This is a genomic window from Archangium sp. (assembly GCF_045802675.1).
GTDB lineage: Bacteria > Myxococcota > Myxococcia > Myxococcales > Myxococcaceae > Archangium.
On record NZ_JBJMQO010000063.1, the window covers coordinates 16,005 to 36,319 of the forward strand.

Consider the following 20,315-nt stretch of genomic DNA (forward strand, 5'->3'; position numbering starts at 1 on the left):
GCCCTCCTCAGCCCAGCGCGTTGAAGGCCCAGAAGCCCAGGCCCGACGTGAATGCCACCATCATCCAGGAGACGCGCGCGAGGATGCCCACGCGGAACGCGTCCTCGGCGGACAGCACGGCGGAGGCATCGCCCAGCGCGGAGCGGGTGACGGACTCGGCCATGAGGCTCAGCAGCCGGTGGATGCGCGCGCCGGCCGCGGCCCCGGAGAGCAGATAGGCCCCGAGCAACAGCAGCGGCCCCGCCCACTCCGCGTCCAGCCTCCACAGCAGGTACAGCGGCGGCGCGAGCCCCGCGAGCAGCAGCGAGCCCGTGGCCGCCGAGGCCAGCAGAGCCGCCACCAGCCGGGCCAGGGGCACGCGCGCCGCCACCAGGATGCTCGCCGCGTAGATGGGACCCAGCGACGCCGCGAGCGCCATCAGCACGTTGAGGGACGTCAGCGCGGCCGGGAGCGCCCAGGACTCCCCATGGCCTCGCGCGGCGCTCGACGTCGCGGCGAAGAGGCTCGTGCTCACGGTGATGACGCCCACCGAGCCGAGCACCAGGCCCTGCAGCTTCGTGGGATCCAACAGCCGCTCCACGATGAAGGAGGGCTCGCGCAGGAGCTCCACGAGCAGCTGCCGCTCGGGCTCGCTGGCGGTGGCCGGCTCGGGGAGGGGAGCGCGCTCCTCCACGGACCACGGCATGAAGGGTGTGAGGGGCTCGGCGGTGAAGGTGACACTCCGGGAGATCGCTTCCATGGGAGACCTCGTCAGGACCAGGCGTTGAGGAGCAGGGTGTGAACGCGCAGCAGGAATACAGCGCCGAGGAAGAGGGCGAAGGCGCGCGACAGCCACCAGGCCGCCCGCGAGGAGTCGAGCGAGGTGATGACGCGCACCGGAAGGGCCGCGAGGGTGGCGAGCGCGATGCCGGGCACGAACAGCGCGGGGAGCGCGAGCACGAACGGGGCCTCCTTGGAGACGAGCACGAGGAAGGCCATGAGCGGCATGATGCAGGTGGCCACGAGCCCGGCGGCGAGCAGGCCGATGGAGGTGGCGGCCAGGAGCACGCGCGTGGACAGGCGCAGCCGCAGGTAGATGGCGAAGACGAGCGTGCCGGGGATGACGACGAGCATGGCCTCGAAGACGGCGCGCAGGGCGTCGAAGCGGGGCGCGAGCCGGGCGCCTCCGGGGGAGACGACACCCGCGGCGGCCGAGGTCGCGGCCACGAGGAAGATGCCGAGCAGCGCGGGTGCGAGGGTCGCGGAGAAGGGGCGCCGGGCGAGGTCCAGCGCCTCACGAGCGGGACGATCCACGGCTCGCAGGAGAGAGTCGATCAAATCCAGGCGGCTGACCGCCGCCGTGGGAGAAGCAGAGCCCATGAGAGGCCTCCAGTGCGCGTCATCGCGCGCCGCAACCCATGAGCAAGCCCCGTGCCCCCCGAACCCAAACAGGCCCAGATACCCCTCTCCCCTCGGGCGAGGGACGGGGTGAGGGCATCTCGCGCCCGTACTCCCACCCGTGAATCGAGGGCGTCACTCGACAGAGCTATGTAACGCCTTACACAGGCATGCCATCGCGGGCCGGGAGTTCAGCCGATGTGCAACTCTTCGCGGATGTCGTGCTCGTGAATCTTGTTGAAGAGGGTCTTGTAGCTCACGCCGAGCAGCCGCGCGGCGGCGGTCTTCTGTCCGTTGGCGGCCTGGAGGGCGGCGATGACGGCGGCGCGCTCGGCGCGGGCGACGGCCTCGCGGAGGGGGAGGACGGGAGCGGTGCCCTCTCCAGAAGAAGCCGCGGCCTCCTGCGCGCCCACGGAAGCGGGAGCAGGAGCGGGAGAGGCCTTCGCGGGCTGCGCGGGACGCAGCGACTCGGGATCGAACCGGCCGAGCACGACGGCGCGCTCGACGAAGTTCTCCAGCTCGCGCACGTTGCCGGGCCAGGGCCAGGAGGCGGCACGCCGCAGGGTTTCCGCATCGGGGAGGGGCGGGCGCAGGGACTTCTTCGCGGCGTGCTTCTGTAGGAAGTGGTGGATGAGCCCGGGGATGTCCCGGACGCGCTCGCGAAGCGGCGGCAGGTGGATGGGAATCACCGCGAGCCGGTAGAGCAGGTCCGAGCGGAACTGCCCGCTGGCGGCCATGGCGTCGAGGTCGCGGTGGGTGGCGGCGATGACGCGGAGGTCCACGGACACCGGCTCTCTGCCACCGATGCGCGTGAGCTGCCGCTCCTGCAGGACGCGGAGCAACCGCGACTGGGCCTCGAGCGACATATCGCCAATCTCATCGAGGAAGAGGGTGCCGCCCTCGGCGGCCTCGATGAGGCCCTTGTGCCGGGCGTGGGCGCCGGTGAAGACACCGCGCTCGAAGCCGAACAGCTCGGACTCGAGGAGGGAAGAGGGCAGGGCGGCGCAGTTGACGGGGATGAAGGGCCCGTCGAGCCGCGACGAGGCGGCGTGGATGGCGCGGGCGACGAGCTCCTTGCCGGTGCCGGACTCGCCGCGCACGAGCACGGTGGCGTCCGAGGCGGCCACGCGGGGCAGGAGCGCGACGACGTCCCGCAGTCCGCCCTCCGCGCCAATGAGGGCCCGCACGGCCTCCGTGCCCGGGCCGAGCGTCGGTGCCGCGAGCTCCAGCTCCACGAGCCGGCGCCCGGACTCCAGGGCGGCCTCCACCGAGGAGACGAGCCGCTCGTTGCCGAACGGCTTGACGAGGAAGTCGGACGCGCCCGCGCGAAGCGCCTGCACGGCCCGCTCCACGGTGCCGAACGCGGTCATCACGATGACGGGCGTGCGGAAGCCCCGGCCGCGCAGCCGGTCGAGCAGCATCAGCCCATCCCCATCCCCGAGCTTCACGTCGAGCACGAGGAGATCCGGCTCGTGCCGGGCGAGGTACGCCTCGGCGGCGGCCACCGAGTCGAGCGGGACGACGTTCAACCCGCGCGCGCCGAGCACGTCCAGGTAGAGCTCGCGCACGTTGCGCTCGTCCTCCACGAGGGCGACCTCGGGCTTGTCCACCGTGCCTTCGTCCACCGTCATCTCACGTCCTCCCGAGCCGGGCGGGAGTTGTCCCCGCTCCCCGGCGCCATGGGTAGCTCCACACGGGCCATCGCGCCCGGTGCGTCCGGACGGGGCAGGAGCCCGAGCCTGCCGCCCATCGCCTCGATGGCCGAGCGCGAGATGGCGAGCCCCAGTCCCGTCCCATCCGGCTTCGTCGTGTAGAAGGGCCGGAAGAGCCGCTCGCGGTCCACCCCGTCGAGTCCCTTGCCCTCGTCGCGCACCTCGATGAGGGCGCGACCTTCCTCGTTCCGGGCGAGGACCTCGATGCGCCCACCCGGGGACTCGCGCATGGCCTCGGCGGCGTTCTTCAGCAGGTTGAGCAGCACCCCGCGCAACGCGTCCTCGTCGCCCACCACCCGCAGGGCCGGATCCAACCGCGGCACGAGCGTGGGGAAGTCGGGCTCACCCTCGGCCACGGCCATGGCCTCGAGCACCATGCGCGACACGTCGAGCGTGCTCCCGCCCTTGTCGCCGCGCGGCGCCCTGCCGAGGTTGAGCAGCTCGGCCACCCGCGCGTCGATGCGATCGCTCTCCTCGCTGATGATGCGAACGGCCTTCTCGAAGCGGGCGCGCTGCTCGGGGACGACGTGGGGGGCCTGGGCGGCGAGCAGCTCGGCGTAGCCGCGCACGGCGGTGAGGGGATTCTTCACCTCGTGGGCGATGGCCGCGGCCAGCTCTCCGGCGATGGCGAGCCGCTCGGCGCGCTCCAGGCGGCTGCGCAGCGCGGCAGTCTCGGCCCGGGAGGCCGCGAGCTGCCCGGCGAGCCGCACCTGCTGGGGGAAGAGCACCTGCTCGATGCCCCGGTTGAGCTGCTCGCCCAGGCCGATGAAGAGCACGGCGGCCAGGAGCGCCACCCCCACCGCCACCGAGCCCTGAACGAGGTCCACCGGCCGGCCCAGGGCCCACAGCCCCGCGACGACGGCGAAGGCCACCAGGATGGCGAGCACGGCCTGCGTGAGGGCCCGGGAGACGGGCAGCCGCAAGGAGATCCGCTCGTGGAGCGTGTAGCTGAGCGTCGCCGTCTCCGCGACGAGGATGATGCAGAGGAGCATCCCATTGCCGGCGGGCCCGCCCCGGGTGAGCTCGATCCCCGTGCGGACCAGGCAGACGAGCAGCGAGACGCCGATGAGCGACACCATGTGCCGCGACAGCCGCCGGGTGGTGGCGTTCTCGTGCCGGCACAGGACGAGCCGGACGCCGCCGAGCACGCCGACCGCGGCCATCGCCAGCACCTGGGGAAGGAGCGCCGCGAGCGGCTGCTCGAAGGCCACCGCGCCCAGGGCCGACACCCCGAAGAGTCCGAGCCCCAGGGGTACGAGGGAGGCCAGGAGGAGGAGGCGCGCGCGGCCAGGCCCGAGGTCGGCGAGGGCATCGAGGGCGAAGCCGGAGACGGACAGCAGGCAGGCGAGCCCGACGGCGATGCGGATGGACGGTTGGGCCCGGGGCTCGAGGAGGAGGACGAACCAGCCGGTGGCGAAGAGGGCCACGCCCGCGGGGCCACAGGCGAAGAAGAGCATGCGGCGCTCGCCCCGGGCCGAGGCGAGCACGTAGCCGGCCAGCAGCCCGTTGAAGAGTGCCACGATGAGCGCGACGACCGATGAAGCGAAGAGATGCGCCGACATGCTGGCCCCCCGGAGCGCCGGAGCGCCCGTGGACGACACCCGAGCGTATCACGCGCGGCGCGGTATCATGCCCGCGATGCGTGTTCTCGCCCTCCTCGCCGTCCTGGCTTCCTGCGTGGCTTCCGCCAGCGAGCCGGCCCTCTCCTCCTTCGCCAGCCTGCCCGCGGATCCCGCCCCGCCCGAGCTCGTGCGGGGCAACCACTACTGGATTTCCAACGAGGACCACCTCGAGCTCTTCCACGACGCGGTGAAGGACAAGGGCGGCCTCTACATCGGGGTGGGCTCGGACCAGAACTACCTGCTGGGGGCCTGGGCGCGCGCGGAGCTGCTCGTGCTGATGGACTTCGATCAATCCATCGTGGATCTGCACCGGGTCTACCGCGTGCTTTTCCAGAAGGCGGAGACGCCCGAGGCGTTCCTGCGCCTGTGGAGCCAGGAGAGCAAGCCGGAGGTGCGCCGCCTCATCGAGGAGGGCTACCCGGACAAGAAGGAGCGGGCGCCGGTGCTGCGGGCCTACGGGATTGCCCGCTGGGCGGTGGAGCGGCGGCTGCATCGCGTGGTGGAGCAGATGAAGAAGGCGGCGCTGCCGTGCTTCCTCGTGGACGCGGACGAGTACGCGCACATCCGCCGTCTGTACCAGGAGGACAAGGTCTTCATGGTGCGTGGAGACCTGACGGCACAGCGCAGCGTGCGCGCCATCGGCCAGGCGGCGGTGCAGGCGGGGAAGAAGGTGGGGGTGCTCTACCTGTCGAACGCCGAGCAGTACTTCCCGTATGACGCGCGGTACCGGAGCAACATCCGCGAGCTGCCCCTGGACGAGAGCAGCGTCGTGGTGCGCACGAGCGGCCAGCGGGGCATCACGCACGTGAAGGGCACGTACTACCACTACAACACCCAGTCGGGGACGAGCTTCCTGGCGTGGCTGGAGGACGCGAAGACGCGGAGCGTGCTCGCGATGCTGCGGTACGCGCCGGACACCGCGAAGGTGCATGGGTTGTCGTGGCTCGACACCGGCCCGGACGAGGCGCGTGAGGCGATGAAGCAGAAGCTGCTCGCGAAGCGCCAGGCGAAGAAGGAGAAGTCCCGGTCGCGGCGCACGCGGGGCGAGGCGGTGAAGTGAGCGCATGGCGCACGTGCGGCCTGGTGCTCGGACTGTTGCTGGCGGGCGTGGCCGGGGCGGAGGAGCCGTTTCCCGGTGCTCCCGAGGTGACGCCGTGCCTCGAGGCGCCGGTGTCCGGAATGGCCTGCATCCCCGGAGGCCCCTTCCTGCGCGGCGTGAACGGGGGGAAGCACGCGCCGGCCCGGCCCCAGTCGACGGTCTGGGTGCAGAGCTTCTACATGGACACGTACGAGGTGACGTACGGGGACTACAAGGCGTGCGAGAAGGAAGGGCGGTGCCGGAAGGCGGGGCCCAACTACCGCGACTTCGACAACCCCCAGCAGCCCATCAGCGGGGTGAACTGGTACGACGCGAAGGCCTTCTGCGAGGCGCACGGCAAGCACCTGCCGACGGAGGCCGAGTGGGAGAAGGCGGCGCGGGGCACGGACGGGCGGCTCTACCCCTGGGGTGACGAGCCCGCGACGTGCGAGCGCGCGGTCATCATGGACAGCCGGGGGCGCAGCTGCGGGGTGAAGCAGCGCTCGAAGACGCACGCGGACGTGGGGCGCCCGGAGCCGGTGGGCACGCGGCCGCCCAACCCGTACGGGCTCTACGACATGGCGGGCAACGGCTGGGAGTGGGTGGCGGACTGGTTCACGCCGTCGTGGAAGGCGTGTGGCAAGGCGTGCCAGGGCGTGGACCCCAAGGGCCCGTGCGAGGGCCGCGAGCCCTGCGCGGGCTACACGGAGAAGGTAGTGCGAGGGGGCTCGTGGTTCTGGCCGGCCTCGTACGCCACGACGGTGTACCGGCGGCCGCACGTACCGGCGAACCGGCCCATCTTCCACCACTTCGGTTTCCGCTGCGCGGCGAGCCTCGACGAGGCGCGGGCGCTCGCCGGGCGGGCGGGCAGTCCGTCCCAGTGATGCGGGCACCGGCGACCCGATTTTAGCGGTCGGGTCCGAAAACGGCCAGACAGGGGCGCGCGTCCGGGCTACGAAAGCCGTGTGATGCAGACGCTGGAATCCGAAACCTGCTACCGGGCCCTGTCCGCGCGAGACCGGCGCTTCGATGGGCTCTTCTTCGTCGGCGTGTCGACGACGGGCATCTACTGCCGGCCGGTGTGCACGGCGAAGACGCCCCGTCTCGAGCGGTGCGCGTTCTACCGGACGGCCGCCGAGGCCGAGCGCGCGGGCTTCCGGGCCTGCCTCCTGTGCCGCCCCGAGCTGGCGCCGGGCGGTGCGCCGGTGGACTCGGTGCCGAGGCTCGTCGCGGCCGCGGTGTCCCGCATCGAGGGGGGATTCCTCAACGAGTCCTCGCTCGAGGAGCTCGCGACGGAGCTGGGCGTCACCAGCCGGCACCTGCGCCGGGCCATGGAGTCCGAGCTGGGTGTCTCTCCGGTGGAGCTGGCGCAGTCGAGGCGGCTCGCGCTGGCGAAACAGCTCCTCCAGGACACCGCGCTGCCGCTGGCGGAGGTCGCGTTCGCGAGTGGCTTCCAGAGCGTGCGGCGCTTCAACGCGCTCTTCCAGGCGCGCTTCGGCAGACCGCCCTCGGCCCTGCGGCGCGAGAGTGACGAGGCGGGGGGCTCGCGCTCGCTCGTGCTGAGGTTGGACTATCGGCCGCCGCTCGACTGGGGGCAGCTCCTGCGGTTCCTGCACGGGCGTGCCATTCCGGGCGTCGAGCACGTGGGGGACGCCGAGTACCGGCGCACGGTGCGCCTGGGCGGCAAGACGGGCTGGCTCGTGGTGCGTCACGACGCGAAGCGCCCCTCGCTGCGGGCCGAGGTCTCGCTCTCGCTGGCGGGTGTGCTGATGCCGGTGGCCGCGCGGTTGCGGGCCCTCTTCGACCTGGATGCGCGGCCGGAGGTCATCGCCGAGTGCCTCGGGCGCGACGCGCTGCTCGGCAGGTGCGTGGGGTTGCATCCGGGGCTGCGCGTGCTGGGCGCGTTCGATCCTTTCGAGATGACGGTGCGCGCCATCCTCGGGCAGCAGGTGTCCGTGCGCGCGGCGACCACGCTGAGTGGGAGGCTCGTCGAGCGCTTCGGCGAGCCCGTCGAGAGTCCTCACGCGGAGGCCTCCCGGCTCTTCCCGCTGCCGGAGACGCTGGCCCGGGCGACGGAGGACGACGTGGCCTCGCTGGGGCTTCCCGGGGCGCGCGCGAGGAGCCTCCTGGCGGTGGCGCGGGCCGTCGTGGGGGGCTCGGTGCGGCTGAACGGGCGGGCCGGGGTCGACGAGACGATGGCGGCGCTCGAGGCGCTGCCGGGCATTGGTGCCTGGACGGCGCACTACGTGGCGATGAGGGCGCTGCGCTGGCCCGATGCCTTCCCCGCGAGTGACCTTGGGATTCGCAAGGCGCTCGGCGGAATCACCGCGAAGGCGGCCGCCGAGCGCGCCGAGGCGTGGCGGCCCTGGCGGTCCTACGCGGCGGTACACCTCTGGACGTCTCTTTCCGAAGGAGCAGGCGGATGAATCTGTTCACGCTGACGATGAAGAGCCCCGTGGGCCCCGTGCGGCTCTACGCCACGGAAGAGGCGCTCACGGCCATCTACCTGGAGAACCACAAGGGAGCGCCCGTGCTCGCCGCGAGCGAGCGCGAGGACCATCCGGTGCTGCGGGCCGCGCGGAGCCAGTTGGAGGAGTATTTCGCGGGCGAGCGCGTGTCCTTCGACCTACCGCTCGGGCCGATGGGGACACCGTTTCAACAGAGCGTGTGGGCGGCGCTCCGGGAGATTCCGTTGGGCGTCACCTGGTCCTACGCGCAGCTCGCGCGCCACGTGGGCCGGGCGGGCGCGGCGCGGGCCGTGGGGGCCGCGAACGGGAAGAATCCCCTCTCCATCATCGTCCCGTGTCACCGGGTGGTGGGCAGCGACGGCACGCTCACCGGGTACGCGGGCGGCGTGCCCACCAAGCAATGGCTGCTCGAGCACGAGCGAAAGCTCCTGGCGGGGAGCGCTTCGGCGGCTCGGGCTGGTTGACGGCATCTGGCCCATCCTGCTCACGGGGCCTTGGCGGGAGGTGACTCGGGCGTTCCCTTGGCGCCGCGCCGCAGGCCGGCCACGTCCTTCTGGACGGCCTTCTGGGCCTCGTCCAGCGCGGCCCTGGGCGTGGCGACCCGGTGGAGCACGGCATTCATGGCCGAGGTCGCCGGTGACCAGACCATGGTCATCTCCGGGAGATTGGGCATGGGGAGGGACACCTCGGCCTGCTTGCGGATGGCCGACAGCACCGGATCCGACGTGATGGCCGGCTCGTCGTACACCCGGGCGAGCGCCGGGTTCTGCCGGCCCTGTAGGGCCATGACGTGGGCGCCCTCGGGGCCGGTGAGGTAGCGCACGAAGTCATAGGCCGCGTCCTTGTGCTGGGAGTGCGAGGAGATGCCCACTCCTTCCACCGTCATCCACGGCGTGAGGGGCTTGCCGCCCGCCTCGTCCACCGTGGGCAGCAGCGCCAGCCCGTAGTCGATGCCCGGGGCGATCTCCCCGATGAACCAGGGGCCGGAGAACACCATGGCCGCCTTGCCCTCATTGAACAGCGAGGTGACGAGCGCCGTGGACGGCTCGGCGGGCACCAGCCCGGGTTGGGCCACCCACTTCAACAACAGCTCGAGGGATTTGACGTTCTCGGGCGCGTCCAGCCGCACGCGAGGGCCAGGGTCGAACACGCGTCCCCCAAAGGCATGCATCAGCGCCGCGTGGTAGTAGAAGTCCGAGTACGGATAGGCGAGGCAGACCCGGTCCTTGTCCTTTGTCCCGGCGCGCAATGCCTTGCATAGGGACAACATCTCGCCCGTGCTCCGGGGCGGCTTGGGCATCAGCTTCTTGTTGTAGATGAGGGTGATGACCTTGAAGTTCAGGGGCAGGGCGTAGACGGAGCCCCGGTAGGTCATGGCCTCCAGCGTGCCCGGCACGTAGCGCTGGCGCACGGAGGGATCGAGGAAGAAGTCGAGCGGTTCGAGCAGGCCTCCCCCTTCCACCCAGCCTCCGAGCCGATCCTGCGGGAAGACGAAGACGTCCGGCCCCACGCCGCGCGACAGCGTCGCGGAGATCTTGTCCGTGAAGGCATCCGAGGGAATGGCGAGCAGTTTCACCTGCACGCCCGAGGGGGGCTGGGCCGCATTGTACGCGGCGACGACCCTTTCCAGGGCGGCGCGCTCGGAGGCACGGTAGCCGTGCCACACCACGACTTCGGCGGCGCGGGCGAGCCCGGTCCAGGACACGAGGGCCAGCAGGAGCAGGAGCGGAAACGACGGATGGCGCTTCATTCGGGCGATTCCTTTCGGGACCGGACTGGGAGGCTCGAGGGGCGCGGTGCTACATTGGCGTCCGCATTTTTCCCCTCCAACTCGGGAGAAACAAAGATGGCACGGACGCATACAGTGGGTGGAGGGGCCTCGCCAGCGCGCCCGGGCATCGGCGGGAAGCAGTCGTTGAAGATGAACCAGTACGCGGCCTCCGCTGGCGGCTCCCAGGAGATACTCCGATTGGGCTCCAGCGGGGAGGCCGTGGTCGACCTCCAGGGGCGCCTGCTGAAGGCTGGATTTTATAAGGACAAGATTGACGGCCGTTATGGGGCCAAGACGGTCGAAGCCGTCAAACTCTTCCAGAAGAGCATGGGATTGGCGGCGGACGGGATCGTGGGCCCCAAGACCTGGGCGGCCATGAGCGTCGACAAGAAACCCGGCAGCCTCCTCCCGGTGATCGTCGCTGACTCCAAGAGGAAGCCAGGGCTCAATGACGATGGGACCGCTGCCAACGACATGCGGTACGGCGACTACACCCAGGACCAGATCGAGAACCTGTCGTTCATGTTCCAGGTGGACGATTTCACGGTGGGCCTCGACAAGGTTTCAGCGAAGACCCTCTTCGATTCGTTGCGGTTCATGTCGACCACCCTTTTCGCCAAGGGGGACCTGGAGGGAAACATCCAGAGGATGGTCGACAGGTTCGAAAGCAACACGGGGGCGGCCTACTCCGACGCGATTCTGACGAGCGCGGTGCGGGAACATGCGTCCACCAAGCGGTTCGTGGAGCAGATCCGCAAAGCCCTGGCCGGAGCCATCAAGAATCACAACGGAGATATCAGCAAGCTGACCAAGAACCTGGACGTCAAGTTGATTGGCCGGCCCGTCTTCAACACCAAGGAGGACATCGTCTCGGGCTTGACCATCGCGATCAATGACACGTGGGCCTACAAGGTCGCGATCACGAGCTACGAGCTGTCCGGTAAGCGCTACAAGGGGAACTTCAGCGTTACGCTCTACGACCATTTCGGTCTGGATCAACCCGATGTGGAGAAGTTCTACAAATTCGGAGCCGGGTTCAGGGCCTGGTTCATCCTGCAGCACCTGAAGCGGTTCGCCTACAAGCCCTTCATCACGGAAGCGGAAATGACCTATTCATTCGAGGGTCAGCTCCCTTGAGCCATGAAGGTCGAGCGCCGGGTGGGACTGGTTTCCCCTAGAGCATCCCGTGACTGCGTCATGAGACCCCTGCTGCTTCTGTCCATCGCATTGCCCATGAGCCTCCTCTCTTCCTGCAAGAAGCAGCAGACGGAGGTTTTTCCGCTCGCGCGTCTGACCTCCATCGAAACGGGCACGACGGCTTCAGGCGAATCCTATCGGATCAAGAACGAATACTTCGTGATCGCCCACCCTCCGAAGGATCGCTCGGAGTTGAAATCCGTCATTGAGGCATACAACGCCAAGACCCTGTCCCAGGGCGAGATAGACAAATACGCCGCGACCTTCAGGGTGTTCTACCGGGAGACGGACTTCACGCCACGAGACTATGCCGGGTTCGACAAAGGCTATTTCGAGCACGACTCGATTGAGTCACACGCCAGGGACGCGCTCGCGCAAGTGAAGTGGACGAAGGGCAGTGCGAACGCGGAATACACGTTCTACAGCGAAGATGAGCTGCCATGAGACGCATGGGGAGATGGATGGGCCCTGAACGGCAGAGGCGCGCTGCCGCACGCGTCCGGGGTCTCAGCCTCCGCGGCCCCCGGAGCTGCTCGCCTCGGTGCTGCCGCGGGAGCCTCTCCTCCCCACCTCCCGGCTTTGGTCCGGACATGGGCCTCCGCTAAAGCCAGCCCCACTCCCCGGCGGTGAGGGAAGCGGCCATCCGCTTGCTGGACACGATGGGCGCGGGGAGGAGCAGGGGGAGCCAAAAGACGAAGGGCCCGGAACCTTGCGATTCCGGGCCCTTCTTTTGGCGAGGAGTACGGGACTTGAACCCGTGGCCTCCGGCGTGACAGGCCGGCGTTCTAACCAACTGAACTAACTCCCCACGACACCGCTATCTGCGACTGCTGCTTGGGCGGAACAGGGATTGAACCTGTGACCCTCGCCTTGTAAGGGCGACGCTCTACCGCTGAGCTATCCGCCCCTCGCTTGCGTCACCGCGTTGCGACGGGGCGGCCTTGTATCGGCCACGACCGGCACTGTCAAGCATACGTTTTTGACGGACGGATCATTCCGCCTCGTCCTGACAGGAGCGTTGACCCTGGCCATGGCTCCTGCCAACCCTCACGCCGCCCGCTCTCCCCGCGAGAGGGGCCCACACGGAGCCCACCCCTTGAACGACCGCCTCCTCCGAGCCGCTCGCCGCCAGCCCACCGACACCACCCCGGTGTGGCTCATGCGCCAGGCCGGCCGCTACCTCCCCGAGTACCGTGCCGTGCGCGGCACCATCGGCTTCCTGGACCTGTGCAAGAACCCGGACCTCGCCGCCGAGGTCACCGTCCAGCCCATCACCCGCCTGGGGGTGGATGCCGCCATCATCTTCTCGGACATCCTCATCCCCGTGGAGGCCATGGGGATTGAGCTCGAGCTCGGGGACAAGGGGCCGCACTTCCCCAACCCCGTGCGCACCGCCGCGGACATCGAGCGGCTCGGCGTGCCCGACCCCGTCCAGGGCACCGGCTTCGTCGCCGAGGCCATCCGCCGCACCCGGCGCGCGCTCCATGACTCGGTGCCCGTCATCGGCTTCTCCGGGGCGCCCTTCACGCTCGCCGCGTACATGGTCGAGGGCGGCGGCTCCAAGAGCTACATCCTCATCAAGCGGCTCCTCTTCGAGCAGCCGAAGCTGGTGCACACGCTCTTCCAGAAGCTCACGGACACGCTCATTCCCTACCTGCTGATGCAGGTGGAGGCGGGCGCGAGCATCGTTCAAATCTTCGACTCGTGGGGCGGCGAGCTGTCCCCCTGGGACTACGAGCGCTTCTGCCTCCCGTACCTCACGCGCATGGTGAAGGAGGTGCAGGCCAAGGGGGTGCCCGTCATCGTCTTCGGCACGGGCATGTCCAACCATCTGCCGCTGCTCAAGCGCACGGGCGCGGACGTCATCGGACAGGACTGGCGCACGCCCATCGACGAGGCCCGGCGCGTGCTCGGGCCCGACGTGGCCGTGCAGGGCAACCTGGATCCGCTCCACCTCTTCCTGCCGCGCGAGGAGCTGGAGGCACGCGTGGTGGACATCCTGCGCCGCGCCGGGCCCGTGGGGCACATCTTCAACCTGGGCCACGGCATCCTCCCGCCCACGGATCCCGAGGCCGCGAAGTTCATGGTGGAGGCCGTGCACAAGCACGGCTTCGCGCTCCGTCAGGGGGCGTGAGGGCCTGACCCCGTGAGTCATCCGGGGATGTCAGAGGCCCCCGGTAGGGTGGCGCGGAAGGTCGGGGAAGGGGACGGGGGCCATGACGGAAGAGGGCAGGAGCGGCGAGTACCAGCGCAGGGTGCTCGCGCTCGGGCATGAGGGGTTGTTGGAGCTGTGGACGGGTCTTCGGGAGGGGCGCTCGCCACCCGATTGGCCCGCGGGAATTCTGCTGGAGTACCTCGTCCTGAGGGCCTTCCAATTGGAGGGCGCCGAGGTGATCTGGCCGTACCGGGTCCAGCAGGATGGACTGCTGCTGGAGCAGATCGACGGCGCCCTCTATTTCGATGGGGTGTCCTGTCTGGTAGAGTTCAAAGACGTGACCAGACCAGTAGATACCGTTGCCATCGTCAAGCTGAAGGCCCAGCTTCTGCGCCGTCCGCGAGCCACCATCGGGGCGTTGTTCAACACGGGCGAGTTCTCGCAGGTCGCGACCTCGTTGATGCGGATGATGCCGCCGCCAGATGTGCTGCTGTGGACGGGAGATGAGATTGATCTGGCCCTCCGCGGACGGCGGTTGCTCAAGGGCATGAGGGCCAAGCTGCGCCACGCGGTGGAAATGGGGTCGGCGGAGTTGAACCTGTTGGACAGGAGTGATTTCCGATGAGGATGGTCATCGTGACCACGGGACGTGTGGCGGGTGGGATCCTGGGGCGCCTGGTGGATGGTCATCCGCGCCTGCGCGAGCAGGGGATCGAGATCAGGGTGAGGCAAGGCCGTGGCGGAGCTGGTTCCTCGGCGTCGACCATCCGAAATCTGGACCACGTGCCCGTGGCCGTGGTGGCCGATTCGGACACGCTCTCGCCCACCGTGATGGCGGAGGAGGCCGGCCTGATGGAATTCAACATCGGTGGATTGGGGCCTTCCCTGGGCCGATGGTATGTCCAGCTGATCCCACCCGAGATCGCCGTGCTCCTCTTCCGCGACGAGCAGTTGCTGCGCTCCCTGCTGCCGGTGAGCCCCTCGTTCGAGCAGCTCATCCGTGGCCGCTACGAGCCCAACCGGGTGCTCGCCGAGCTCTTCGCGCAGGCGGGGGAGAAGCCCTTCCCGGACGTCCTGCTGCGCCGGCTCGAGCAGGCGGACCTGTCCTCTCTGTGGTCCTCCGTCCCGGAGCTGCGCCCCTTGGAGGAGTTCCTCCTCGCGAAGTCGGCTGCCCAACAGCCGGGCACCGCCCCCTGAGCCTGTCCTCCGAGGGAGCCAGGGCGTCCGGTGCCGCTGGTTGACTCTGGAATCAATCTCCCGTTGACGCGATGCGCCACGGTCCGTTAGATGCGCCTCACCACGCAGTGAAGGTGAGGCACATATGGCACGCGAGAAGCAGCGTAACGGCCACCGTCGAGTGGCCATCGTCCGCGGATTGCGGACGCCCTTCGTGAAGGCGGGCAGCGACTTCGCGAAGCTCACCGCGCTGGACCTGGGCCGGATGGTGGTCCAGGAACTGGTACAGCGCGCGGAGATAGATCCCAACGAAATCAATCAGCTGGTGTTCGGCCAGGTCATCCCCACGCTCACCGCGCCGTCCATCGCGCGCGAGGTGGTGCTGGCCGCGGGGCTGCCGCGGAAGATTGAAGCGTTCACCGTGGCGCGCGCCTGCGCCACGTCCATCCAGGCGATGACGACGGCGGCCAATGCCATCGCGGTGGGCGAGGCCGACGTGGCCATCGCCGGTGGCACCGAGTCCATGTCGGACGCGCCCATCTTCACCAGCCGCCCGCTGGCCCAGGCGCTGGTGGCCGCCTCCAAGGCGCGCAGCCTCGCCGAGAAGCTCAAGGCCTTCCAGACGCTCAAGCCGCGCGACCTGGTGCCCGTGCCCCCGGCCATCGCCGAGTACTCCACCGGCCTCACCATGGGCGAGAGCGCCGAGAAGATGGCCAAGGAGAACGGCATCTCCCGCGAGGAGCAGGATCGCATCGCGCTCGCCTCGCACCACAACGCCGCGCGCGCCTGGAAGGACGGCTTCTTCGACGCCCAGGTGATGCACGTGGTGATGCCGCCCAGGTACGAGAAGGTGGCCCAGAAGGACAACATCGTCCGCGAGGACACGAGCCTCGAGGCGCTCTCCCAGCTGCGGCCCGTGTTCGACCGCAAGTACGGCTCCATCACCGCGGGCAACGCCTCGCCGCTCACCGACGGCGCCGGCGCGCTGCTGCTGATGAGCGAGGAGCGGGCGAAGGCGCTCGGCCTGGAGCCGCTCGGCTACCTGCGCGCCCACGCCTATGCCGCCACGGATCCGGGAGACCAGCTGCTGCAGGGCCCGGCGTACGCGGTCCCCATCGCGCTGGAGCGCGCGGGCATGAAGCTCTCGGACATCGACCTGGTGGAGATGCACGAGGCGTTCGCGGCCCAGGTGGCCAGCAACCTCCAGGCGCTGGCCTCCAAGGAGTTCGCCCGGAAGGCCGGCTGGAGCGGGCCGGTGGGCGAGGTGGACCGCACGCGGCTCAACCTGTCGGGTGGCTCCATCTCCATCGGCCATCCCTTCGGGGCCACGGGGGCGCGCATCGTCACCCAGGCCCTGCATGAGCTGAAGCGTCAGAACAAGAACACGGTGCTGTGCACCGTCTGCGCCGCCGGTGGCCTCGGAGCCGCGGTGGTCCTGGAGCGTGCGTGATGGCTGCGATGATTGCTCAGGAGCTCGAGGCGAAGCAGGGCTTCTCCTACCATGTCGAGGACGGTGTCGCGCTCCTCGTGTTCGACCTGCCGGGCGAGTCCGTGAACACGCTCTCCCCCGAGTCGGGTGAGGTGTTCGCCTCGCTGCTCACCCGCGCGGAGAAGGACCCGGCGGTGAAGGCCGTCGTCTTCATCTCCGGCAAGAAGGACGGCTTCGTGGCCGGGGCGAAGATCGACTTCCTCCAGACCATCAAGACGGCCGCCGAGGCCACCGCCGCGGCGCGCCAGGGGCAGCAGGGGTTTGATCGGCTGGATGCGTTCCCCAAGCCGGTGGTGGCGGCCATCCACGGCGCGTGCCTGGGCGGCGGCCTGGAGTGGGCGCTGGCCTGTGACTACCGCATCGCCACTGACAGCCCGAAGACGACGCTCGGCCTGCCCGAGGTGCAGCTCGGCCTGATTCCGGGCGCGGGTGGCACCCAGCGGCTGCCGGCCCTCATCGGCGTGCAGGCCGCGTTGGACCTCATCCTCGCCGGCAAGAACGTGAAGCCCGCCAAGGCGAAGAAGCTGGGCCTGGTGGACGAGGTGGTGCCCGCGCCCATCCTGCGCACCGTGGCCGTGCGGCGCGCCCGCGAGCTGGCCGAGGGCATGAAGGTGGAGCGTCCCCGGGGCCAGGGCCTCAAGGCGGTGGCGCAGCAGGGCCGCAAGGGCGGCCTGGGCGGCCTGCTGCTGGGACTGGCCAACAAGGAGATGTGGGCCGAGGTCGCGCTCGAGGACAACCCGGTGGGCCGCAAGGTGCTCTTCGATCAGGCGCGCAAGCAGCTGCGCAAGAAGACGCGCGGCAAGTACCCGGCGCCGGAGAAGGCGCTGGAGGCCATCCGCATCGGCGTGGAGTCCGGCCGCACGGCGGGCCTGGAGGCCGAGGCCCGGTTCTTCGGCGAGCTGGTGGTGACGGACGTCTCCAAGCGCCTGGTGGAGATCTTCTTCGCCACCACCGCGCTCAAGAAGGAGAACGGCACGGCCCATCCGGATGTGAAGCCGCGCGAGGTGAAGAAGGTGGGCGTGCTCGGCGGCGGGCTGATGGGCGGAGGCATCGCCTATGTGAGCTCGGCGCTGCAGGGCGTGCCGGTGCGCGTGAAGGACAAGGACGATGCCGGCGTGGGCCGCGCGCTCAAGCAGGTGCAGGGCATCTACGACGAGCGGGTGAAGAAGCGCTCGCTCACGTGGCGTGACGCGGCCGCGAAGATGGCGCTCGTCACCGGCGGCACCGGCTACGAGGGCTTCAAGCACGTGGACGTGGTCATCGAGGCCGTCTTCGAGGACCTGGCCCTCAAGCACCGCATCATGGGCGAGGTGGAGCTCGTCACGCGCGAGGACTGCATCTTCGCCTCCAACACCTCCAGCATCCCCATCACCGAGCTGGCCAAGGGCTCCCGGCGGCCCGAGCAGGTCATCGGGATGCATTACTTCAGCCCGGTGCACAAGATGCCGCTGCTGGAGATCATCACCCACAAGGGCACCGCCGACTGGGTGACGGCCACCTGCGTGGAGGTGGGCAAGAAGCAGGGCAAGACGGTCATCGTCGTCAACGACGGGCCGGGCTTCTACACCTCGCGCATCCTCGCGCCGTACATGAACGAGGCGGCGCACCTGCTGGCCGATGGCGCGGACATCGCCGAGCTGGACAAGGCGCTCGTCGAGTTCGGCTTCCCCGTGGGGCCCATCACCCTGCTGGACGAGGTGGGCATCGACGTGGCGCAGAAGGTGGGCCCCATCATGGAGGCCGCCTTCGGCAAGCGCATGGCCGCGCCCAAGGCCCTGGAGAAGGTGGTCGCCGAGGGCCGTCTGGGCCGCAAGAACAAGAAGGGCTTCTACACCTACGACGGCAAGAAGAAGGAGGTGGACGTCTCCGTCTACGAGCTGCTGCCGCACGGGAGGAACCGCAAGAGCCTGGATGGCCGCGAGATGGCCGAGCGGTGCGCCCTGCAGATGGTGAACGAGGCCGTGCGCTGCCTGGGCGAGGGGATTCTGCGCAGCGCGCGTGACGGCGACGTGGGTGCCATCTTCGGGCTCGGCTTCCCGCCGTTCCTCGGAGGCCCCTTCCGCTACGCGGACAGCCTCGGCCCCACCGAGCTGCTGCGCCGCCTGGAGCACTTCCAGGACAAGTACGGCGAGCGCTTCACCCCCGCGCCGTACCTGGTGGAGCGGGTGAAGGCGGGCCAGACGTTCTACCCGCGCTAGTCACCCGGGGAGGGGAGGGGGCTCGTGCCGCTCCCTCCTCCTCCGGTGCCGTGGGAAGGCGTCAGTCGTCCACCGCGGGCAGCACGCCCACCTCGAGCGAGCTGGGGTGTGCCGCCGAGCGGTACACGCGGTGGAAGGCGCGCACGAAGTCCTCGTCCTTCGCCTCGAAGATGTTGGGCACGAAGGTCTGCGGGTTGCGGTCGATGAAGGGGAACCAGCTCGACTGCACCTGGATCATCACCCGGTGCCCACGCTTGAAGGTGTGGAAGATGTCGTTGATGGTGAAGCGCACCTTCGTCGGCTCGCCCGGCTTGAAGGGCTTGGGCTCGCTGTAGCTGTCGCGGAAGCGGCCGCGGAAGGGCTCTCCGCGCACCAGCGTCTGTTGGCCGCCCCGGTCGCGCTTGTCCGGGTCGTCACCGCCGGCCCCCGGCGAGGCGTCGGGCATCTTGCCCGGGTTCACGTCGATGAGCTTCACGACCCAGTCCGCATCGGTGCCGGTGGTGGAGACCCACAGCTCCGCCTCCAGCGGGCCCGCCAGCGTGAGGTCCTTCTCCAGCGGCGCCGTCTGGTAGACGAGCACGTCGGGGCGGCGCGCGGCGAAGCGCTGGTCCTCGGTCATGTAGCCCTTGGCCCAGCCCGTGGTGAGCTCCTGCGTATAGGGCACCGGCTTGTTGGGATCGCTCACGTACTCGTCGAAGGACTCCTCGGTGCTCGTGGGCGGCGCGTAGGTGAGGCCTCCCTTGGGCTGGAAGTAGAGCCGCGCCTCGCGCACCTGCTTGGGCGGCCACGTGTCGAAGCGTCGCCAGCGGTTGGCGCCCGTCTCGAACACCAGTGCCTCGGGCAGGTCCGGCTTGTCGCCGCCCTTGAGGTGGTGCTTGAAGAAGGCGAGCTCCAGCTCCTGGAAGGTGGTGCTCGTCGGGAAGCCGAAGTCGGCGTCGCCCAGCGAGGAGCCCTCCGTGCGCAGCCAGCCGCCGTGAGGCCAGGGGCCCATGACGAGCGTGTTGGAGATGCCGGGGTTCTGCTTCTCGATGGCGCCGTAGGTGTGCAGCGGGCCGTAGAGGTCCTCGGTGTCGAACCAGCCGCCCACCGTCATCACCGCGGCCTTGATGTTCTTGAGGTGCGGCAGGAGGTTGCGCGACTGCCAGAAGGCGTCGTAGTTGGGGTGGGCGGTGATGTCCTTCCAGAACGCGACGTCTCCCTTGAAGTAGCGCGTGTCCGCGTTGCTCAGCGGCCCCAGGTCCATGAAGAACTGGTAGCCGTCCGGCGTGCCGTGCTCGAAGTGCTTCCACTCCTCGGTGTCGGTGGGCTGGGGCCGGGGCTTGCCGAAGGTGGAGAAGAAGTTGAAGGCGAGCACCAGGTTGAAGGTGCCGTGGCGGTGCATGTCGTCCCAGAACCAGTCGGCGATGGGGGCCTGGGGCGACACGGCCTTGAGCGCCGGGTGCGAGTCGATGGCGCCCGCGGACGTGTAGTAGCCGGGATAGGAGATGCCCCACTGGCCCACGCGGCCGTTGTTGCCCGGCACGTTCTTCACCAGCCAGTCGATGGTGTCGTAGGTGTCGGTGCTCTCGTCGATTTCCCTGGCGCCGCTCTTCTTGGCGAGGTGCGGGCGCATGTTGACGAACTCGCCCTCGGACATGTGCTGCCCGCGCACGTCCTGGAAGGCGAAGATGAAGCCGTCCTTCTCGTACTGCGCGTTGGGCCCGAGCCGGCGCGCATAGCGGTCCAGCCCGTACGGCGCCACCGAGTAGGGCGTGCGCACGAGCAGCACGGGGTACGTCTTGCCGCCGGGGCGCGCGTCGTTGGGGAGGTAGACGGACGTGAACAGCCGCGTGCCGTCGCGCATCGGAATCCGGTACTCGAACTTGGTGTAGTGCGAGCGGATGTACTCGGCGCGCTCGGGCGAGTCGCCATAGGGCTGCTGCGGTGTCTTGGCGGCCTGGGCCCTCGCGGGGCCGGCGAGCGTGACGAGCACGAGCACCATGAGGCTGCGGAACGGGAGGGACATGCACTCTCCTGGGGGGGAGGCGGCATTGTCGGTGAGCGGTGGCGGTGCGGAAAGCGCCGTGTGAGGC

The 20,315-nt window shown here is 69.4% G+C and carries 17 protein-coding genes and 2 tRNA genes; 11 read left to right on the top strand and 8 right to left on the bottom strand.

Annotated elements, in window-relative coordinates:
* Nucleotides 1–7: 7 nt before the first annotated feature.
* The 4 genes from ACJ8AN_RS17965 to ACJ8AN_RS17980 form a co-directional block, all read right to left on the bottom strand.
* Complete coding sequence (locus ACJ8AN_RS17965; protein ID WP_407756606.1) at nucleotides 8–739, bottom strand: hypothetical protein; 732 nt, start codon at nucleotides 737–739, stop codon at nucleotides 8–10.
* Nucleotides 740–750: 11 nt separating this feature from the next.
* Nucleotides 751–1,359 (bottom strand): hypothetical protein, encoded by a 609-nt coding sequence (locus tag ACJ8AN_RS17970; protein ID WP_407756607.1) that lies wholly within the window; start codon nucleotides 1,357–1,359, stop codon nucleotides 751–753.
* 209 nt (nucleotides 1,360–1,568) lie between these two features.
* Nucleotides 1,569–3,008, bottom strand: coding sequence for a sigma-54-dependent transcriptional regulator (locus tag ACJ8AN_RS17975; protein WP_407756608.1), 1,440 nt, complete (start codon nucleotides 3,006–3,008; stop codon nucleotides 1,569–1,571).
* On the bottom strand, nucleotides 3,005–4,651 hold the full coding sequence (locus ACJ8AN_RS17980) for a sensor histidine kinase (RefSeq protein WP_407756609.1): 1,647 nt from the start codon (nucleotides 4,649–4,651) through the stop codon (nucleotides 3,005–3,007). Before ACJ8AN_RS17980 ends, ACJ8AN_RS17975 begins: the two co-directional genes overlap by 4 nt.
* Before the next feature lie 28 nt (nucleotides 4,652–4,679).
* Here ACJ8AN_RS17980 and ACJ8AN_RS17985 point away from each other — a divergent pair, with 28 nt between their 5' ends.
* The 4 genes from ACJ8AN_RS17985 (at nucleotide 4,680) to ACJ8AN_RS18000 (ending at nucleotide 8,721) form a co-directional block, all read left to right on the top strand.
* Complete coding sequence (locus tag ACJ8AN_RS17985) at nucleotides 4,680–5,771, top strand: hypothetical protein (protein WP_407756610.1); 1,092 nt, start codon at nucleotides 4,680–4,682, stop codon at nucleotides 5,769–5,771.
* Nucleotides 5,768–6,673, top strand: coding sequence for a formylglycine-generating enzyme family protein (locus tag ACJ8AN_RS17990; RefSeq protein ID WP_407756611.1), 906 nt, complete (start codon nucleotides 5,768–5,770; stop codon nucleotides 6,671–6,673). Before ACJ8AN_RS17985 ends, ACJ8AN_RS17990 begins: the two co-directional genes overlap by 4 nt.
* 84 nt (nucleotides 6,674–6,757) lie before the next feature.
* The gene (locus ACJ8AN_RS17995) at nucleotides 6,758–8,215 is read left to right on the top strand and encodes an AlkA N-terminal domain-containing protein (RefSeq protein WP_407756612.1); all 1,458 of its coding nucleotides are present in this window, start codon (nucleotides 6,758–6,760) and stop codon (nucleotides 8,213–8,215) included.
* Nucleotides 8,212–8,721, top strand: a complete 510-nt coding sequence (locus ACJ8AN_RS18000; protein WP_407756613.1) for a methylated-DNA--[protein]-cysteine S-methyltransferase — start codon at nucleotides 8,212–8,214, stop codon at nucleotides 8,719–8,721. Before ACJ8AN_RS17995 ends, ACJ8AN_RS18000 begins: the two co-directional genes overlap by 4 nt.
* 20 nt (nucleotides 8,722–8,741) lie before the next feature.
* Here ACJ8AN_RS18000 and ACJ8AN_RS18005 read toward each other — a convergent pair whose 3' ends face one another.
* Nucleotides 8,742–10,007, bottom strand: coding sequence for an extracellular solute-binding protein (locus tag ACJ8AN_RS18005; RefSeq protein WP_407756614.1), 1,266 nt, complete (start codon nucleotides 10,005–10,007; stop codon nucleotides 8,742–8,744).
* A 171-nt stretch (nucleotides 10,008–10,178) separates the two neighbouring features.
* Here ACJ8AN_RS18005 and ACJ8AN_RS18010 point away from each other — a divergent pair, with 171 nt between their 5' ends.
* Together ACJ8AN_RS18010 and ACJ8AN_RS18015 are read left to right on the top strand one after the other, a co-directional pair.
* Nucleotides 10,179–11,165, top strand: coding sequence for a DUF3289 family protein (locus ACJ8AN_RS18010; protein WP_407756689.1), 987 nt, complete (start codon nucleotides 10,179–10,181; stop codon nucleotides 11,163–11,165).
* A gap of 3 nt (nucleotides 11,166–11,168) precedes the next feature.
* Nucleotides 11,169–11,669: a hypothetical protein gene (locus ACJ8AN_RS18015; RefSeq protein WP_407756615.1), complete on the top strand. Its 501-nt coding sequence runs from the start codon at nucleotides 11,169–11,171 to the stop codon at nucleotides 11,667–11,669.
* A gap of 287 nt (nucleotides 11,670–11,956) precedes the next feature.
* On the opposite strand, the gene ACJ8AN_RS18020 is transcribed toward ACJ8AN_RS18015, so the two are convergent.
* Nucleotides 11,957–12,033 (bottom strand) — tRNA-Asp (locus ACJ8AN_RS18020).
* Nucleotides 12,034–12,060: 27 nt separating this feature from the next.
* A tRNA-Val gene (locus tag ACJ8AN_RS18025) sits at nucleotides 12,061–12,132 on the bottom strand.
* A 189-nt stretch (nucleotides 12,133–12,321) separates the two neighbouring features.
* Here ACJ8AN_RS18025 and hemE point away from each other — a divergent pair.
* The 5 genes from hemE (at nucleotide 12,322) to fadJ (ending at nucleotide 18,243) form a co-directional block, all read left to right on the top strand.
* Nucleotides 12,322–13,359 carry a uroporphyrinogen decarboxylase gene (hemE, locus tag ACJ8AN_RS18030; protein ID WP_407756616.1) on the top strand — a complete coding sequence of 346 codons (1,038 nt, stop codon included), beginning with the start codon at nucleotides 12,322–12,324 and terminating at the stop codon, nucleotides 13,357–13,359.
* An 82-nt stretch (nucleotides 13,360–13,441) separates the two neighbouring features.
* Nucleotides 13,442–14,005: a hypothetical protein gene (locus ACJ8AN_RS18035; protein ID WP_407756617.1), complete on the top strand. Its 564-nt coding sequence runs from the start codon at nucleotides 13,442–13,444 to the stop codon at nucleotides 14,003–14,005.
* Complete coding sequence (locus ACJ8AN_RS18040; RefSeq protein ID WP_407756618.1) at nucleotides 14,002–14,577, top strand: hypothetical protein; 576 nt, start codon at nucleotides 14,002–14,004, stop codon at nucleotides 14,575–14,577. Before ACJ8AN_RS18035 ends, ACJ8AN_RS18040 begins: the two co-directional genes overlap by 4 nt.
* Nucleotides 14,578–14,701: 124 nt before the next feature.
* Nucleotides 14,702–16,006: an acetyl-CoA C-acyltransferase FadI gene (gene fadI, locus ACJ8AN_RS18045; RefSeq protein ID WP_407756619.1), complete on the top strand. Its 1,305-nt coding sequence runs from the start codon at nucleotides 14,702–14,704 to the stop codon at nucleotides 16,004–16,006.
* On the top strand, nucleotides 16,006–18,243 hold the full coding sequence (fadJ, locus tag ACJ8AN_RS18050; protein ID WP_407756620.1) for a fatty acid oxidation complex subunit alpha FadJ: 2,238 nt from the start codon (nucleotides 16,006–16,008) through the stop codon (nucleotides 18,241–18,243). Before fadI ends, fadJ begins: the two co-directional genes overlap by 1 nt.
* A gap of 61 nt (nucleotides 18,244–18,304) precedes the next feature.
* On the opposite strand, the gene ACJ8AN_RS18055 is transcribed toward fadJ, so the two are convergent.
* Nucleotides 18,305–20,248 carry a CocE/NonD family hydrolase gene (locus ACJ8AN_RS18055; protein WP_407756621.1) on the bottom strand — a complete coding sequence of 648 codons (1,944 nt, stop codon included), beginning with the start codon at nucleotides 20,246–20,248 and terminating at the stop codon, nucleotides 18,305–18,307.
* Nucleotides 20,249–20,315 lie beyond the last annotated feature (67 nt).